Origin of the sequence: Paenarthrobacter sp. NPDC056912 (assembly GCF_042786555.1) — a bacterium.
Classification (GTDB): Bacteria; Actinomycetota; Actinomycetes; order Actinomycetales; family Micrococcaceae; genus Arthrobacter.
Genome location: NZ_JBHUCD010000002.1, coordinates 289,055 through 306,318, shown reverse-complemented (window position 1 = coordinate 306,318; position 17,264 = coordinate 289,055). Strand labels below are relative to the sequence as shown.

Sequence of the window (17,264 nt, the reverse complement as noted above, 5' to 3'; positions counted from 1 at the left end):
TCTATCGGCGGCCGCAAGGAACCACAAGTTCATGCCGATGATTAATCCTTTGTTGATAAGCGTGGGGCGTCTCGAGGACACGCTGAGTCCGAAGCGTCAATCGACAGGCTGATTCGGTTTCTGTAGCGCCCGGAGTTTTCGTCGTTGAGCGTGACGCATCAGTCAGCCTCGCATTCGGTGGCGTCCCACTTCGGCATTCCTGGTCGGTTCGTAGGTACCCGACTTCGGCCGTGATCTGCATGGTCAGCCTTTCAATAACAGGGATTGATCCGCGGGCAAAAACTCTTGCCCGTCGCAGGTTCTCCTGCGTTTCACTTTGAGTGCCTCACCAGCGAATGGGCGTGCCAGGGCCCGGGACAAGTGGTTGACGAAGTGCGAACCAATCTGCTGCGGCAGCGTTGGAGAAGGAATCGCTGACCGCTCTCTGAGAACCGAGAGCGGCCCCCTTTACCGTTGACTATTTTCAGGCAGACAGTCCTCCGTCGACCTCCCAGACCGCACCCGTGACGAAGCTTGCTCCGGGGCCCACGAGAAAGCAGACGACCGAGGCGATCTCCTCCGGCGTTCCGTAGCGTCGCAGTGGAACCCTGGACGTAAGGACTTCACGGTAGTCGCCGATCGATGCGGGTTCGTCATTGGCGATGCCCCTCATCATGCCCGTGTCTACGGGCCCGGGGGCCACGGCGTTCACACGGATTCCAGATGGTCCTACCTCAACGGCCAAACTGCGCGTGAGTCCGACGACGGCGTGCTTACTCGCGGAGTAGTGCCCCATCCGAGGGCGGGCTCGCAGGCCGTCGAGCGAGGCGATGTTTACGATTGATCCCCCACTCCCCAGGAAGGGGAGGACGGCACGGCACACCCGGCCCAGGCCGAAGTAGTTGACCTCGAAGACGAAGCGCTCGTCCGCCTCGTCGATGTCCTGGTAATCCGAGACACGACCGCTCACCCCTGCACAGTTCACAACCCCCGTCAGCGGCGCATCGAGCGAGGGGAGGATTTGGCCGATTGCGTCGTGCAGCTGCGCCCCGGAGTCGTGGGAGCTGAGGTCGACCTCGACGGGAATCACTTGCCCTGAGGCGGACGCCATCAGGCCGAGCGCGGGGCTTCCCGGCCGGTCGAGCGCTATGACGGTAGAACCCTCGTTGAGGAGTTGCAGGGTGAGAGCCCGTCCAATGCCGGAGGCCGCTCCCGTGACGAGCACAGCTCGTGCGGTTTGGTGTGTATTCATCGTCTAATCCATTCTCTTGGCACTGAAAGTCGTATGGAGTGAAGGCATGAGCCCGAGGTCAGTCCATGTGGGGATATCGGTGCTCAGTGGCTGGCACCAAGGTCTCCTTGAGCGAGCGTGGGCTGGTCCAGCGGAGCAGGTTGAGGATCGATCCCGCCTTGTCGTTCGTGCCTGAGGCTCGTGCCCCGCCGAAGGGCTGCTGACCAACGACCGCGCCAGTGGGTTTGTCATTGACGTAGAAGTTCCCTGCGGCGAAGCGCAGGCCGTCGCGTGCTTGGTTGATGGCGTTGCGCTCGGTGGCGATAATAGCGCCGGTGAGGCCGTAGGCGGAGCCCCCGTCGATGGTATCGATGATGGTCGGCCATTGCGCGTCCTCGTAGATATGGACGGCAAGGATCGGCCCAAAGTACTCCGTTGAGAAGATCTCGTCGGTCGGGTTTTCGCCGATGACGACGGTGGGTCGCACGAACCAGCCCTCGGATCCGTCATAGCCACCTCCTGCGGCGATCTCAAGGCCGGGCGTCACGCGCGCTCGGTCGATGGCTGCGGTGTTCTTAGTGAAGGAGCGCTCGTCGATCAGCGCGCCCCCGAAGTTCGACAGGTTGCTGACGTCGCCGTAGGCGAGACCGTCCACCGTCTCGAGGAAGTCGTTCCGGATGGTCTTCCACACCGAGCGCGGGATAAACGCGCGTGATGCGGCTGAGCACTTTTGGCCTTGGTACTCGAACGCTCCGCGGACCAAGGCTGTTGTCAGGACCTGGGGATCTGCGGATGCGTGTGCGAGCACGAAATCCTTGCCGCCGGTCTCCCCGACGATCCGGGGGTATCCGTGGTACTTCGCGACGTTGTTTCCGACCCTCTTCCAGAGGTTCTGGAAGACGCCGGTGGACCCCGTAAAGTGGATCCCCGCCAGGCGGGGATCGGACAGCAGTACGTCCGAGACGGTGGCGCCGTCACCGGTGACGAGGTTGATGACGCCGGGGGGCAGACCGGCCGCCTTGAGCAGTTCCATGGTCCAGTAGGCCGCGAGCAGCTGGGTCTGCGCCGGCTTCCACACCACTGTGTTGCCCATGAGTGCAGGGGCGGTTGGCAGGTTGCCGGCGATGGCGGTGAAGTTGAACGGGGTGATTGCGTAGACGAATCCCTCCAGCGGCCGGTGGTCCAGGCGGTTCCACACTCCGGGCGAGGATATCGGCTGTTCCGAGATCAGACGTCGGCCGTAAGCGACGTTGAAGCGCCAAAAGTCGATGAGCTCGCAGGGGGCGTCGATCTCCGCCTGCTGTGCTGACTTGGACTGGCCCAACATTGTGGCGGCCGCGATTTTCTCGCGCCACGGTCCTGCGAGCAGGTCGGCTGCACGCAGGAATATTGCGGCTCGTTCGTCGTAGTCCATCGCCGCCCAGAGCGGTGCTGATGCCATTGCTGCGTCCGCTGCCGACCGGACCTGCTCGGCGCTGGCGAGGCCGTAGTTTCCTAGGACCGAGGCGTAGCGGTGCGGCTGCACGACCTCCAGGCGCTTGCCGTCGCCGAACACTGACCGACCCCCGATCGACATTGTCAGGTCGATCTGCTGGTTCGCCTGCTCGGCTAACTGCGCAGTCAACCGCTCGCGCTCAGGGCTGCCGGGTGCGTAGGAGTTGACCGGTTCGTTGTAGGGCTCGGGGACATTCGTCATTGCTTGCATTGGGGTTTTCCTTATTCATCTGAAGGGCTCGTTAGGTTTCCTGAAACGGACTCACTGCTGGGCCCATGAGTCGACTGGACCGGTGCCGACCATCATGTGCAAAGCCGGTGTAGTTATCAGGGCGCAGACGGAACAGCCGGCCATAGCCGAAGAGCCCGTATTTGCCCGATGTACGGACCCGACGAACTCAGGCGGAAACCGCCTAATTGCTGGTGGCTAGTTGGAGTTTGCGACCGGTGTTTTGGGCGGGGTTACCATGGGGGCGGTGGTCGCGGGTTCGGACCGGATCCGCCCTGACGGGGTGGCACCGACACCGGTCCGATCGGCGGCATGCACCAAGATGGTGGGTGTGTCAGGCTTGCGACGCCTCAGTCTGCTGGAGGGCGCAAGGAGCGCTTTGGTCAGTAGACCGTAGACGACGACCCCGTCGGGCCACTGGGTGACCACGCGTCCAGTCTTGGATGACTTGAAGTAGTTCTTGCCCACTGCCCACGACGACTTTTCCAGACGGGAGGCGAGCCATTCGTTGTAGGCGGCGAAGAACGCGGGGGAGGTTTCGATTGCTGTCGCGTTTTTGCGTGTCATGCGGCTCAGCGAGCGAACAGCGTATTTCGCCTGCTGCTCGAAGCCGTAGACCAATGCGTAGAAGTTGGTGTTCGGTCCGTACATCATGAAGAAGTTTGGAAAGCCTGGGACTGTGGCCCCCAGGAAGGCCTTCGCCTCGCCGTCCCAGACCTCCTGCAGGGTGAGGCCGGAGCGGCCAATGACTTCAAGGCGAGGCAGGTAGTTCTGCGGTTTAAATCCGGTGGCGAGCACGACGATGTCCGCGCGGTGTTCGGTGCCCCCTGTGCTTATCACACCGTGCTTAGTGAAGGAGACCGCCGCTTCGGGCACTAGGCTCACGTTTGGCAACCTCAGGGCCGGAAGGAAGTCGCTTGATTTTACCGGGCGCTTTCCTTGGTGCGGGAAGTCCGGGATCATCGCCTTCATAAGTTCCGGATCGTCGCCAAGGACGTCGTTCATGTATGCGCGGCTCTCCGTGGTCATGCGCTGATCGACCTTGCTACCAGGCCGGATAGCCCGTCCACTGAACCATACGCGTTCGCTCTGGTAGTACCGTCGTAGCCTCTCGATGCGGTGTATGAATGGGTGCCCGAGCAGCTTTCGTTGTCTTGAACTGTATGTCTGGTTGGGTTTGGGGTTCACCCAGGATGGCTGGCGCTGAAACACTGTCACCTTCGCCGCGACCGTCGCACACTCCGGAATGACTTGAGCCGAGGTTGATCCGGTCCCGATGATGGATATCGACTTGCCCGCGATGTCAATCGTGTCGTCCCACCGGGAGGTGTGCATGATCCGCCCCGTAAAGGCTTCCTGGCCCGGGAAGGTCGGTATGTTCGGCTCGTTCAGCATGCCAACGGCGCTGATGACGGCGTCGAAGTATTGATCCTCCTCGGTGGACGTGGTCACTAGGTACTGATGCCGGCCCTCGTCCCAAGCTGCGCGGTGAACTTCGGTCTCGAGACAAAAGTGGGACAGCAGTCCGTACTCCTCGACGGTGGAGTGCAGGTAGGCGCGTAGCTCGTCATGCTTGGCGTAAGGCCGAGTCCAGTCGTTCGTACGGAACGAGTAGGAGTAGAGATGCGAGGGGGTGTCGACCTCAGCGCCCGGATAGCGGTTGTCCCACCAGGTACCACCCGGGCCCGACGAGCTCTCAAAGATGGTGAAGTTGCGGACTCCGGCTCGGGTCAGGTAGACGCCAGCTGCGATGCCGGCGAAACCCCCGCCGACAACCGCGATCTTCAAGTTCGACATGTTACTGGTCATCGTGTGCTCCAAACGCCTTCAGACAAGGCTCAAGGTGTGTGCGAGGAAGGCGGATGGGGCCTGAGTCTTTGCCTCAGGCCCGGCTCCCGTCCCGCAGGGTGATCCATCCCAGCTTGGATCAAGATGGGATACAAGTCAATATCCCAAACGGAATTCATATCTGGACACCACCAAGGACCGGTGTTAGCTTTGTCTCAAAGTTCCCCGTCCGGACAACCTCTTAAAGGCCGAACGGGAGAACGATCAGCGCAGCGGGCGAATCGAAACGTCCTGGCGGCCAGCCACATCGTCGCGACTCGCCAAAGACTGCAACAGAGCTAGAAGGAGAACCATGACGGATCCCACCCAGCGTCCAGTCGTTCTGATCACCGGGGCAGGCGGGGCCATCGGGCGCAGCACCGCTCAGCGTTTCCTCACGGGCGGATATCGGGTTGCCTTGGCCGACATAGACATCACGACCGCCGAGATGACAGTCAAAGAGCTCGGGGCAGATGCTCGCTCTGCGTACGGCCTCGAACTGGATGTCACCTCCGAGGATTCCATCGTCCGAGCCTTGGATAATCTGATGAACCGCTGGGGGCGCCTCGACGCAGCGCATAACAACGCGGGAATCACGACGTCGGGCCCACTCACTCATACATACGAAAAGGCCGCCTTCGACCTCACTCTAAACGTGGACCTCGTCGGGGTCTGGCTGTGCATGAAGCACGAAATCGCTGCGATGCTCGAACAGGGACACGGGGCAATCATCAACACTGCTTCCATCGCCGCGCACATTGGGTACAAAGAAGCATCCGCATACGCCGCCGCCAAGCACGGGGTGCTCGGCCTGACCCGAACGGCTGCGGTCGAGTATGGGGGCATGGGGTTGAGGGTCAATGCGGTGAGCCCTGGTCCCGTCCAAACACCGATGCTTGAAGCCTCCTTCGCCCGCCGGCCCCCGGGCACGAAGGAGTGGTACCTCGATAACACTCCGATGAGACGCTTCGCCACGTCGATGGAGATAGCAAACGCCGTCTTCTGGCTGGCTTCCACTGAGGCTTCTTTCGTCAACGGGCACTGCCTGGCCGTCGACGGCGGGTGGACGGCTAAATAGTCCAGCCCCTGGCTATACCTGGTTGGGCTGGTGGGTCGGGGAGGTCGGGGACTGTGTGCGGAAAGCCAAGAGTCGGGCTATCACGAAGCGGAGAACTCGGTTACGGAGGCCGTCATCTGGTGTTGAACACCGAGGCTCGGCGGCGCCCCTCCGGTTGACAGGCAAGCTTTTGGTCCCACAGACCCATTCCCGTCGCGGACAGAGTGCCTGCGGCGGTCCCAACCCACTTCACACGGAGCTCTCCTTCCGGCGCACCGGAACTATCGCAGGAGGCACCCCTGCCAATATGCTGGCTAAGTTGCTCCAACCTAGCGTCAGCAGCAGCTGCCGGCTCCGCGCTGGAGTCGTCATTGAGTGATCTGGGTTGGGACCCACGACGTGCCGCCATCGTGTAGAAGCAGTGGGCCTGGAGGACGCTGGCAAAGCCACTGATAATTGGACGGCCGGAAGCAATTCGCCGTTCCGCTGCATTCCCCTGTTCCATCTGGGGCGACCCCTGGACGGTCGGCATCTCGGTTGCTCTGCCGGCCAGTGGGAGAGGCTTCTCGGGGAGGCAAGTCAGAAAGTGTCCATTCTAAGCCGCTGCATCCATGACAGGCGTCTGGGGCAAGGTAGGACACCCAAATCAGCCGTGCTTCAACTGGGCACCAACGGTGCCTCTCGGGTCCTGTCCGCAAAGATAACCCCTGAGGGGACCTCGTCGGCCATGCCATTGTGCTTAGGGTTACGAACCCACTTGACGGACAACTATTAGGCGCGTGCCAGGCCGCCGACTTGTGTGGCGAGTGCTTCTAAAGCGATGCGATAGTGCTCCCGCACGAGTGCCTCGGTGGATTCAGCGTCGCGCCGCATGAGCGCGGCAGCGATCTCTCGATGCCCCTGGTGCCCTATCCGATAGTCCTCGGGCGTATAGAGTCTCGCCGCGGTGTGGTCGAAGGCGAACCGCCTGTTGCGCTCCATGAGGCGGATGAGATGCTCATTGCCGGAAGCCGCCGATATTGCGGTGTGGAAAGCCTCGTTGAGCGTGACCTGCTGCTCTGGAGGGAGCTCTTCCAGGCGCTCATGCTCATCAAGGATCGCCACGATCCGAGCCAGTTCCTCGTCGCTTGCCCGGGTTGCCGCCAGACGCGCAGCGAATCCCTCCATGGCCATCCGAGCCTCGTAGACGTCCTGGATGTCTGAGACGTTGAACTCACGCACAGTCCAGCTGGTGCGCTGCTTCACAATCAAGCTTTGATCCTCCAGCATGTGGAGAGCGGTCCGAACGGGAGTCCTGCCGATACCGATGAGTTCGCAAAGCTCTGCTTCAACCAGCCGCTGGTTGGGCCTGAGTTCGCCATGAACAATAGCTTCCCGCAATCGCTGATAGGCGCGCTCCGCCAGGACCGGACTCGATGGCATGTCATCCTCCACAATCAGAAGGAGGACCCGCCTCCAGCTTGGGATATTGAAATATATTCTAAAGAGTACACGCCCGGCGCCCTGCCAGCCATGGCGGTTTGGGTTTAACGCTTATTTTGTACCACGTGCGCCTTCTGCTAGGGGCGCAGCCCGGATGCCCACATTCCTGCTGGAAGCCTCGGCATGTTCTGCAACCGCAAGAGCCCCAGACGTTGCCGCTGGAATACACGCCAGCCAGCACCTTGGTCGACAATATGGCAGCGCGTCCATGGTCCAGCGCGCAGTGATTCCCATGATCAATCGAGTCAGGCGAGTCTTGCCGACGAGATCCATGCCGCTCGCGTGAATTGAGCAAATTGAACCCAAACATCTTTGGATTTTTTTTGGGATATTGACTCGCATCCCAAATTGTGGTGTGCTTTTGAGACGCAAATCACTAGCAGAGTGATTGCGGCAGGGTCTCCGGATCGAGCAGAAAGCCACGTTGTGTCGCAGTGTCGCGGCGGACGCCCGAGGTTCACGAAGAAAGGCATTCCTGTGACTGAGAAATGTTCAGCGGACATCATCGTCGTCTCCAGGGCGGCTGCGGGCTTAGGTGGGGCTATTTTCCGGCGGCCTGGGGAGAAAGGGAGCGGACACCGCGTTCCTATGGCGGGACAGTCAGAGACAATCGCTGAGCCTCCCCGGCCTCGTCGACGTCGGTCATCAAAGCCTGGCATCGTACCGATCACCACAAGGCTCAAACGTGTGAAACAGCGCGATGGTCTAGTGCTCGACTCCCTGACCGCCCTGGAGACGGAGGATGAGAAAGAAGTGCCCCGTTGCGGGTCTATCGACCCTGCGATCGAGGAACGAACCCACTTTGAAGCCGGCCGTTGCCAGCGCGGGCGAGGGACAAACGAACATGACTAACGGACATCCGGTTCCTCAGCTCTGATGTCAATTACGCCTCCGTGGCGTTCTGGTTGCTGACGGCCTGAGCGTGCCGCCCATATGGCGAAGCAGATCTCAGAGACACCCTCGAAATACCCATAGGAAGACAGCCATGATCCTTTCACCAACTAGAGATTCCAAGATCGCGCCGCGTCTCGGTATCAGACTCGACAACATCAGTAAGCGCTACGACGATCATGTCGTACTCGACGATGTGTCCCTCCACGTAGAGCAAGGAACCGTCACAGCCCTCATAGGTCCTTCGGGCGCAGGGAAGAGCACGTTCCTGCGCTGCATCAACCTCCTTGAGCGCCCCGACGCGGGGACCATCCGCGTGGCAGGTCACACGATCGAGCCGGGCAGGTCCGTGAACGCCCGCGACCTTGCAGCGTTGCGAAGCACGGTCGGCATGGTTTTCCAGTCTTTCAATCTCTTTCCCCACATGACCGCTTTGAAAAACGTCAGCTTCCCACAGCAGCGTGTCCTCGGACGGAGCAAAGACGAGGCCGATGCCAGATCGATGCAGCTCCTCGAACGCGTCGGGCTTAAGGAGAAGGCCGGCCAGCACCCAGGTCGTTGTTCGGGAGGGCAACAGCAGCGCATCGCGATTGCCCGGGCGCTGGCGCTGGACCCATCGATCATGCTCTTCGACGAGCCGACCTCGGCCCTCGACCCCGAGGTCGGCTTGGAGGTCCTGGCTGTCATGCGTGAGCTTGCGGCAGACGGGATGACCATGGTCGTTGTCACCCATGAGATGCAGTTCGCCAAGGACGTTTCAGACACACTCGTCGTGATGGCCGACTGCAAGATCATCGAGCAGGGGGACCCGAAAGCGATAATGAGCGACCCGCAGGAGGAGCGTACTCGGCGCTTCCTGCGGGCGGTTTTGGAGCGGTGAAATGAACGCATTTACCGCCGTCCTTGAGGGACTGCCAATGACCATCGGTCTGACTCTATCCGCCTTTGCGATTGGCATCGTCGGGGCCGTCCCACTCGCTCTGGCCTTGACCTCACCCTCTGCCGCCCTGCGACTGATATCGAGGCTGTTCGTCGACCTCATTCGTGGCGTGCCGATCATCGTTTGGCTCTTCCTGCTTAAGTTCGGCATTCATGCCGACACGTTCAGGGCCAACCCCGCCGTCACTGCGATCGTGGGCCTGGGGATCGTCTCCGTCGCCTATCTAGCTGAGATTTACCGAGGCGGACTGCAGGCGGTTCCTCGCGGGCAATTGGAGGCATCCCACGCGCTGGGCATCCCCAAATCGAGCACATTCTTCGGAGTGGCGGCACCGCAGGCATTCCGGATCGTATCGCCGTCGATCGCCACCTATTTCGTCGGCCTGCTCAAGGACACCTCGATTGCCTCTACGATCATCGTCGCCGAGATGGTCTTCCAGGCCCAGTCCTTCGCCCGGCAACACCCCACAGTTGAGGGAATTCTGCCTTACGTGTTCGTCGGCATCCTGTACATCGTTCTGAGTCTGCCGGTGGCTTACCTTTCCCGCACACTCGATACCCGCATGAGGAAGGCCGTGTTAGCGTGAGCTGGCTTGCAGACTGGGTGGGATACCTCCCGCAGATGATGTCCGGGCTAAGTGTGAGCCTCATGATCGCGGCGATCTCAATCGCTGCCGGCTACCCTTTTGGCCTTGTCCTGAGCCTCATGGTCCAAGCCAAGAACCTTGCTCTACGGACCATCGGCCTAGTGATCGTTGAGGTGGGCCGTGGCGCGCCAGCCCTAGTCATCCTTTACCTTTTCTACTACGGACTACCGAAGTTTGGTCTTGTCCTCGATAACATTCCCGCAGCCTGTCTGGCGTTGAGCTGGAATGCAGCGGCATACGCAAGCGAGATCATCCGCGCCGGCATGCACTCCGTCAGCCGTGGTCAGCACGAGGCTTCCGTGGCTCTGGGCCTGTCCCGACGCGACACGCTCTTCCGGGTCATCATTCCCCAAGGCATGCGCTCAGCGGTTCCGGGCCTTATGGGTATAGCGATCCAGCTCTTCCAAGGAACATCACTCGCCTACGCGATAGCCGTTCCAGAGCTCATGAAGTCCGCATATACCATCGGCAGCTCCAACTTCAACTACCTCGAGATTTTCATACTCGCAGGCATCTGCTATGCCGTCATCTCCATGCCGGCCACCTGGATCACAGTCTTTTTCGAAAAGCGCATGGGACGTCAATAGTGAATGATCCCAGGCTTTGCCGCCGCACCCCATATGGAAGGAACACAATGAATACGCAGCATAAACTGAGGCGCTTCGGTGCGCTTGCCGCCATCGTCCTGGCCGCCCAGCTCACGCTCACAGCCTGCAGCGGTTCAAGCACCGCATCGCAGCCCGGATGCACGCCAAAGCACGATGGAGTGCAGACCGTCTCACCAGGCAAGCTCACGATTGGGGTCATCGACGTCCCACCACTCAGCAGCTATAACAGCGGCAATCCAGCGGGCATCGACCTCTCGATCGTGAACAAGATCGCGAAGGACGAGTGTCTCACGCCCGTCTATCAACAGGCCACATTCGCCGACGCCATTCAGTCAATCTCGGGCGGAAATATTGACGTGGCCGTGGGCGGTATCGATGCCACCGCCAAGCGCCTCAAGGTGGTTGATTTCTCGGCTTCGACCTATCTTGACGGGTTGGGGCTAGTCTCAAAGACCGGGGCGAAAACCATCGCGGATCTCGAGAAGATGTCCAAGGTCGGCACTGTCGATGGCTACATGTGGGTGGACGACCTCAAGAAGATCCTCGGTGATAAGCTCTCGACCTATCCAAGCAGCGTTGAACTCAAGTCCGATTTCGACGCTGGCCGTCTTGATGCCGCTTTGGACGGATACGCTGTCCAAGTCCAGCAGTTCAAAGGCGCATCCGGTGTAAGCCCAGCGCTTGTGAACGAGAACCCTGACCCGCGCGTAGGTGCAACCATCCACGCACCTGAAACCGCCTTCCCGCTCACGAAGAACAACACGAGTCTCAAGAAGGCGCTTGACGAGGGCATTCTCGCCCAGCATCAAGACGGCACTATCACGAAGATGCTCACAGAGGCGGGTCTCTCCGCGGGCATGGGCAAGGTCGGCGACACTCAGTTCATCGTTCCCGAAAGCTAGTCTCAAGGGTTACCGGGGCGAGAGCCCCGGTAACCCTATTCAGCAGACCCCGATAGGCGGGTCTTCTCCAGGCTTCAAGTCATGGTTTGCTCTCCGTCCAGGGGTTCCTCTAAGAGCGGTTGAGTTCCTAGTCCTTGACCTTGGCGCCTGCCACGGTTCTTGCGAACATTCCTGGAATGGACTGCCATACGTTCGGCGCGTTGCTGAGGTGGGGTTGGCGTCTGTGCCGCTCACTTCCCGCAGATGGTCCACGACTTCTCTGTCGGCTCGGGGTTTCCTCCACAACGGCTTCAACATGAGCGGTTCGGCCATGGGTGATACATCCATGCTGCGTCGTGGCCGGTAGCTCGACGCCGCGGTTCCCTGCGCGGCGTCGAGCTGCTGACGTGGCTTCAACGAGCGTTGACCTTTTGGGAGCTTTCGGACTTCATGATGGGCGTCACGGATGATTAAGCCAAGAGTCCACATGTATAGAGGGTGTGAGAACCGGGCCTCGCAGCTGTCGCATCCCCTATCGGCGTGAACGTCCGTCGGCTCTAAGGCTCACTTTCCGGTGGGTGCGGTTGTGGCATCTTTTGAGACCGGCGCTGGGGTGTCGTTTTTGCTTACCTGGTTGGATAGCTTGGGAAGCACGAGCCAGCAGAGGGTTGTTACGACGATGGGTGCTGCCATTAGGAGTACGATGTCTTGCGCCGGCCAGGATAGGGCGAGCAGGATCCCGCCAACGGTGGGGCCGAGGATGGATCCCATCCGACCGCAAGCAGCAGACCATCCGACGCCAGTGGTGCGCACAGAGGCTTCGTAGATCGATACAGCGATGGCCGTTTGCCCGATCGACCCTGCTGTGATCCCGGCACCGGCTACCAGGGTGATCACCATAAGGGGTACTCCACCGACGGGCATCGTTGCCAAGGCCACGGTTGCTGTCGCGCCGATGGCTGACATCAGGACAAGTCCTCGGGCCGTGCCGATCTTCGCCGACAGCAGCATTACAACCAGACCGGCTACGACACCTCCCAAGCTGTAGTAGGCCAGTCCGAGCCCGGCATCGAGTTTCGATAAGCCGTATTCCCCGAAGAGCGTCGGGAGCCAGGATTTCAGCGTGTACGTGACGGTGAAGATGAGGAAGGTTGCTGTCCAGAGCAAGAGAGTTGCATTTCGGTGTTCCCCGGCAAAGATGGCGCCTATTCCCGTCCTCGGTGCACCCGGCACTGTGCTGGCTACTTGGGCTGCCGTCTGGGGCACAAACTTCTGAAGAAGCGCGGCTACGAGCAAGGGAAACGCTCCTGAGATCCAGAGGACACCGCTGGTGCCGATGCCTTCAATGAGGGCTCCCCCGGTAAAGCCGGCCACGGTTGCTCCGCTGATCAGGCCCATGGTGACCAGCACCGCCAATGGCTGACGCTTCTCTTCGGGGCCGTTTTGGGTTCCGACGATAACTGCCATGGGAAGAACAACACCCAAACCCACCCCGGTGACTGTCCGCGTAATGCTCAGAAGCGTCATGGATTCGAGGGGCAGTGTGGCGGCGCTGAGAATGGTTGCTACGCCGAAGACTGCCGTGCCGAGGACCAGCAACCTTTTCTCTCCCAGATGTTTGGCCACGGCACCGCAGGAGAGGTATCCCACCACGACTCCGATGTTGGTCAGCACCAATGGGTAGGTGAACGTGGCGGCTGTGGTTTCCCAGTCCTGTGCCAGGTGGGGGACAAGCATTGCCAAAATGGCGGTGTCGAAGCCGTCAGTCAGCACGGCAAGGAAGGCTAGAGCGATGACCGCTTTGTTGACGGCCTTTGTGGCGCTTACATGCATATTTCTCATGACTATCTCCTGCTGAATTTTAGGAGCCCATTGGGGTTCAAGTAAGACTGTTTGAGTCGGTAGGTTCCTACGTGCTCGTATGTCTGGCTGGATCAGCCCAAAGTCTCTGAGGTGCGGCATGGTCTTGAACCATGCAACTGGTTGAGGAAGGTCGTAGGGGCAAATCCGTCAACGGACGTCCCGGCTGGCCCGAAACCCAAGGCGTGGCCAAAGAAACAGGCGCCGTGTTACCGGATGAGTTGGCTCGTCGGCGCGGGCCATAGTGCTGGTGCTTTTGCGGTGATCCTGGAGACGTCAACGGAGAGCAAATCACGTCCGACAACAACTGGACCGTCGAATTCCGATTGTGCACCACCGAGGAATTCATCGTCGGAGACACTTCCATCTCCTGGGTAGATGTGGTTGAGGACCAAGGCCTTGACGTTGGCCATTCTGGCCACGGTGCCGACCCCAGGGATGGACGGGAGTCCGTCACCTGCTTCCCTGCCCACCAAAGGAGTGTGGGCACTAAGGAACTGGTGGGCCATCGTTGAGTAAAGGGGAGTCCCTTTGAAGCGCTCAATGGCAGAGTCGACCGCCATGACTTCGTTGACGAGTACATCTGCGCCCTGCGCCAAGTCGATAAGGTTCACGCAGGGGCTGGTGTCGCCGCTGAAGACCACGGATCCGTGGACAGTGTCGAAACGGAAGGCGAACGCCGGGAACACCGGCGGATGATCCACGAGCGTAGCCATGACCCGCACTTTGTCGTCTTCGTACACGGTAAAGCCCGCACACTCGGGTGAGGGGTTGGCGACGCTTGCATCTTGGGGGATCGCGATGTCGTTGGTTCTAAACATTGCCGGACCTGAAGTGCCGGTGAAGTCCAACGCTTTGCCGTTCTTCCGTCGCGTGGAGCGCAGGCGCTCGTTGATGTCGTAGGCATTTGCTTGGATGAACAACTCGGTCATGTCGCGGAGACCGGGGGTTGGGAGTTCCGGGAAGACGACGGGAGTGTCGTCTGCTTCGGGGAGTCCTGGCAGTTCCGAATTGTGGGGGCCGCCGTCCGAGGCTCGGCCGGGGCCGAACACTTCAACGACTTGCTCGTCGAAATTCCAATTCGTCCAGTTGAGCAGGAAGAAGTTGAAGTAGTCCGAGTAGTGGTCCGAATGAAGGTGGGTGATGAACATGCCGCGGACGCGGTCGAACTCAAGGCCGGCTTCGGAAAATCGGATGGGAAGGCCACTTCCTGCATCAATGATGTAGATGCTGCCGTCGACGACAAGGGCGCTGGAAGTCGCGGCGCGTTCCCCGGGAATGGGTCCACCCTGTGTTCCTAGCAGAACAACATGGGTGCCTGAGGAAGGAACAGCATCAAGAGCGTCCCGGAGGTCCCTCAGATGATTTTCCGATTGGCTTTGGATGGGCATGAGAGTACTCCTTGGGAGACATGGGTGAACGGCCGAATAGGGCCGTAATCACCAAACTGCTGTTCTGGATTGAGGCCGATACTGGCCTCACAGCCGATTACCTACAGTCTCTGTGAGGGGTGTCACGCCTGTAAAACAGTTAAATTTGGACTTGAATGTAAGCGCTGCTTGCATTTGGAGCAGCTTGGCCCGAAGCCGCCGGTGTTCTGCTCGTGATGTCTTGAGGTGACCGGACGCTAGGTCAGGAGAGCTCTCACTTCGGCGCCGTGGAGGATCTCCGATAGCTTCTCGACCGTGCTGATCCGTCGACGCCGGGGTGGCAGCGCCATCACCAACGCGTTGCCCGAGAGCTGGTCGTTGACAGGAACTGCAGCAACGGCCGGACCGCCAGTATCAGATATTGGTGGGAACACATTGAGCAGGGAATACCCCAACCCGCGAGACACCATCGCGCGGATGGTCTCAGGACTGGATAACGTCCAACGAATATCCGGTTCGACCCCAGCTTCCTCCAAAACTGAGAGCATCGCTTTCAGGGCTGGCCCATCTGGGGTGATCGCTGGTTCGCGTGCCAGTTCGGCTAAAGAAATGCTGGTCCGCGTGGCCAGCGGATGACTGATTGCCAGGGCTACTTTGACGCGGACGGGGCAAATGCTGACGTACTCCAGATCGTTTGGCATCTGTCGCTGTAGCATCAGGCCCGCGTCGACCTGGCCTTCGCGGATTAACTGCAGTATCTCTGCACCGGGGCGCTCACGGAACACGACGTGGACCTTTGGGTGTTGGTCTGCGAACTCTGAGGCGATCAACGGAATTAGGACTGGCGACAGGGCTAGGTTGCAGCCTATGACCAGTTCGCCAGTTAGCTCTTCCTGCCCGGATTGACCGAGGAGATCAATGCCTGCTGCGTCCCTGAGCATGTTTCTGGCCAAGGGGAGCATGGCCCTGCCGGCAGCAGTTGGAACGACTCCTTTGGCCTTTCGCCGCACCAGTAGCTGTGTCCCCACGGTGCGTTCGAGTTCGTTCAGTCCATTGGCGATACCGGCATGCGAAACTTGGCAGAGTTTGGCCGCTCCGGTCAGGCTGCCGGCCTCTACGGATGCCACAAAGTATTCAAGCTGCCTTATAGTGAAGCTGCTCACAAGGAGAGCTTACATATGAACCCATAACCACCATATTTCGGGGTAATCGCAGGAAGCACCTGACGCTTCCGGAAGCCAGCTCCAGAGAAGCGCCTGCGCCCTGTCCCAGAACTGCCAACAGACTGAGGGAGACCACGAATCTCTTTACTAATGCGAAGATCCCTGGCGTCACCCTGGTGCCATGAACACACCCACTTGAGTTGTGCCATCGCTGAGGTACACAGCGACTTCCCGTTGCGGTTTAGGCAGGTTCTTGGCTGCTTCCTCCGGGCTGGCCGGATCAGTTCCCTTCATCTGGTCCGAGTAGACGTAGCCCGTTGCTCCGTTAGTGGCTCTTACTGCGAGCAAATCCGGGGCCCCACGCCCTGGCACCTCAACGCCATAAGTCTCGCCCTTCGCGTTGACTTTCCAATCAGTGGGAGCCTGTGAGATGTATCTTCCGACGATCTGCCACCTGTTTCCTGGAGCGGTGGTGATGGTCACGCCTTGTGTTGAAGGGTCCAGGGGAACGACATATTTGGACCAGGCACCGTGTGTTCCCGGATCGGCTGTAGAGCAGGAGATGTTGGCACCGTCCGGGAAAGTGAACTTACCGGCGGTGAGGCAGGTCAGTTCCACCTCAATACCGGTCGCCCCTGCCGGGGTCGGTCCAAGATCGGCTGTTGCTGTGCCGCTGTAAACGGCGGTCGATGGGGAGCTTAGAACCGTGGTTGTGGGCACGCCGGGCAGGCTGAAGAGTCCCGTAGCAGCTGCGCCAACACCGCCCAGCATTCCTGCGCCGGCCAAGGCACCGGCGAACAACAGCCACCTCCGCTTTTGGGCCCGCGGTTTTGAACTGGTTCGAACCTGAGCAAGGAGTACCTCGCGGAGGGCCCGGTCGAATTGCGGATCAATGCGAACGTCGTTCATGACGGATCTCCTTTCAACGCTGGCGAGTGCGCGTGACGTAGTGACCGTGGCAGCGCCGCTTTCATCTTCTGGCGGGCACGGTGCATTCGGACTTTGGCCGCACCCGGTGAAATCCCAAGTGCCTCTGCTGCTGCCAGCAACGGCAACTCTTCGAACACCACTAGGCTGACCAGCCGCAGGTCCAGCGGCTTCAGGACAGCCAAGGCCTGAGCGACTTCGTCATTCAAAGAGGACTCGTGGTTCGAATAGGCAGGGTCCAGCTGCGCTTCGGCCTCGCCGCGCCGGGGAATTGCGTCCAAAAGCCTTCGGTGGCGAACCTTTGACCGTTGAAGATTCCTGGCAGTGTTGGTCGTTGTCACCAACAGCCACGGAAGGATCGAGCCATCGATCAGCCTCACACGTTCCCGGCGGCGCCATAACTCAAAGAAAGCCGCTGCAGTGACGTCTTCGGCGTCGTGCCTTCCGCCAGCCAAACGATAAGCATGACGAAAAACGCGACCACGATACCGGTCGTACAAAAGACCAAACGCCTCGGCGTCACCCTTCAAGCTTTCCGCCCACAGGACGTCATCCCCCGGCTGAACGTTCTCCATGCCCTGTATTGTCCGGGACCCCGCGAATGGTTACACATTGGAAGAACTTCCAGCCCAACTGGGTAACAGCAGATGCGCTCAAAAGGGCGTCTGCTGCTACTTAA

Annotated in this window: 14 protein-coding genes; 5 read left to right on the top strand and 9 right to left on the bottom strand. The window is 60.1% G+C overall.

The window, feature by feature from the left end:
- Nucleotides 1–463: 463 nt before the first annotated feature.
- The 3 genes from ACFRJ9_RS03460 to ACFRJ9_RS03450 all read right to left on the bottom strand — a co-directional run bounded on the left by ACFRJ9_RS03460 (nt 464) and on the right by ACFRJ9_RS03450 (nt 4,742).
- Nucleotides 464–1,231, bottom strand: coding sequence for an SDR family NAD(P)-dependent oxidoreductase (locus ACFRJ9_RS03460; RefSeq protein WP_377664456.1), 768 nt, complete (start codon nt 1,229–1,231; stop codon nt 464–466).
- A gap of 58 nt (nt 1,232–1,289) precedes the next feature.
- Entirely contained in the window at nt 1,290–2,915 is a 1,626-nt protein-coding gene (gene pruA, locus ACFRJ9_RS03455; RefSeq protein ID WP_377664454.1) for an L-glutamate gamma-semialdehyde dehydrogenase, read from the bottom strand.
- Between the two features lie 216 nt (nt 2,916–3,131).
- On the bottom strand, nt 3,132–4,742 hold the full coding sequence (locus ACFRJ9_RS03450; protein ID WP_377664452.1) for a flavin-containing monooxygenase: 1,611 nt from the start codon (nt 4,740–4,742) through the stop codon (nt 3,132–3,134).
- A 331-nt stretch (nt 4,743–5,073) separates the two neighbouring features.
- Between ACFRJ9_RS03450 and ACFRJ9_RS03445 the strand changes: the two genes are divergently transcribed.
- Nucleotides 5,074–5,838 (top strand): SDR family NAD(P)-dependent oxidoreductase, encoded by a 765-nt coding sequence (locus tag ACFRJ9_RS03445; protein WP_377664450.1) that lies wholly within the window; start codon nt 5,074–5,076, stop codon nt 5,836–5,838.
- A gap of 750 nt (nt 5,839–6,588) precedes the next feature.
- Here ACFRJ9_RS03445 and ACFRJ9_RS03440 read toward each other — a convergent pair.
- Complete coding sequence (locus ACFRJ9_RS03440) at nt 6,589–7,239, bottom strand: GntR family transcriptional regulator (protein ID WP_377664448.1); 651 nt, start codon at nt 7,237–7,239, stop codon at nt 6,589–6,591.
- A 1,045-nt stretch (nt 7,240–8,284) separates the two neighbouring features.
- Here ACFRJ9_RS03440 and ACFRJ9_RS03435 point away from each other — a divergent pair.
- The 4 genes from ACFRJ9_RS03435 to ACFRJ9_RS03420 are packed head-to-tail and all read left to right on the top strand — an operon-like array spanning nt 8,285 to nt 11,286.
- Nucleotides 8,285–9,070, top strand: a complete 786-nt coding sequence (locus ACFRJ9_RS03435; RefSeq protein ID WP_377664446.1) for an amino acid ABC transporter ATP-binding protein — start codon at nt 8,285–8,287, stop codon at nt 9,068–9,070.
- Nucleotide 9,071: 1 nt separating this feature from the next.
- Entirely contained in the window at nt 9,072–9,716 is a 645-nt protein-coding gene (locus ACFRJ9_RS03430; protein WP_377664444.1) for an amino acid ABC transporter permease, read from the top strand.
- A complete protein-coding gene (locus ACFRJ9_RS03425; protein WP_377664442.1) occupies nt 9,713–10,363 on the top strand; it encodes an amino acid ABC transporter permease in 651 nt (216 codons plus the stop codon). Before ACFRJ9_RS03430 ends, ACFRJ9_RS03425 begins: the two co-directional genes overlap by 4 nt.
- A gap of 47 nt (nt 10,364–10,410) precedes the next feature.
- Nucleotides 10,411–11,286: a substrate-binding periplasmic protein gene (locus ACFRJ9_RS03420; protein WP_377664440.1), complete on the top strand. Its 876-nt coding sequence runs from the start codon at nt 10,411–10,413 to the stop codon at nt 11,284–11,286.
- Nucleotides 11,287–11,829: 543 nt separating this feature from the next.
- Here the strand turns inward: ACFRJ9_RS03420 and ACFRJ9_RS03415 are convergent.
- From ACFRJ9_RS03415 to ACFRJ9_RS03395, 5 genes are all read right to left on the bottom strand, one after another.
- The gene (locus ACFRJ9_RS03415; RefSeq protein ID WP_377664438.1) at nt 11,830–13,107 is read right to left on the bottom strand and encodes an MFS transporter; all 1,278 of its coding nucleotides are present in this window, start codon (nt 13,105–13,107) and stop codon (nt 11,830–11,832) included.
- Nucleotides 13,108–13,334: 227 nt separating this feature from the next.
- A complete protein-coding gene (locus ACFRJ9_RS03410; RefSeq protein WP_377664436.1) occupies nt 13,335–14,516 on the bottom strand; it encodes an MBL fold metallo-hydrolase in 1,182 nt (393 codons plus the stop codon).
- Nucleotides 14,517–14,752: 236 nt separating this feature from the next.
- Nucleotides 14,753–15,658, bottom strand: coding sequence for a LysR family transcriptional regulator (locus ACFRJ9_RS03405; RefSeq protein WP_377664433.1), 906 nt, complete (start codon nt 15,656–15,658; stop codon nt 14,753–14,755).
- A 168-nt stretch (nt 15,659–15,826) separates the two neighbouring features.
- Nucleotides 15,827–16,567 (bottom strand): peptidase M56 family protein, encoded by a 741-nt coding sequence (locus tag ACFRJ9_RS03400; protein ID WP_377664430.1) that lies wholly within the window; start codon nt 16,565–16,567, stop codon nt 15,827–15,829.
- The gene (locus ACFRJ9_RS03395; protein ID WP_377664428.1) at nt 16,564–17,160 is read right to left on the bottom strand and encodes an RNA polymerase sigma factor; all 597 of its coding nucleotides are present in this window, start codon (nt 17,158–17,160) and stop codon (nt 16,564–16,566) included. The genes ACFRJ9_RS03400 and ACFRJ9_RS03395 overlap by 4 nt, the downstream gene beginning before the upstream one ends.
- Between the last annotated feature and the right edge of the window lie 104 nt (nt 17,161–17,264).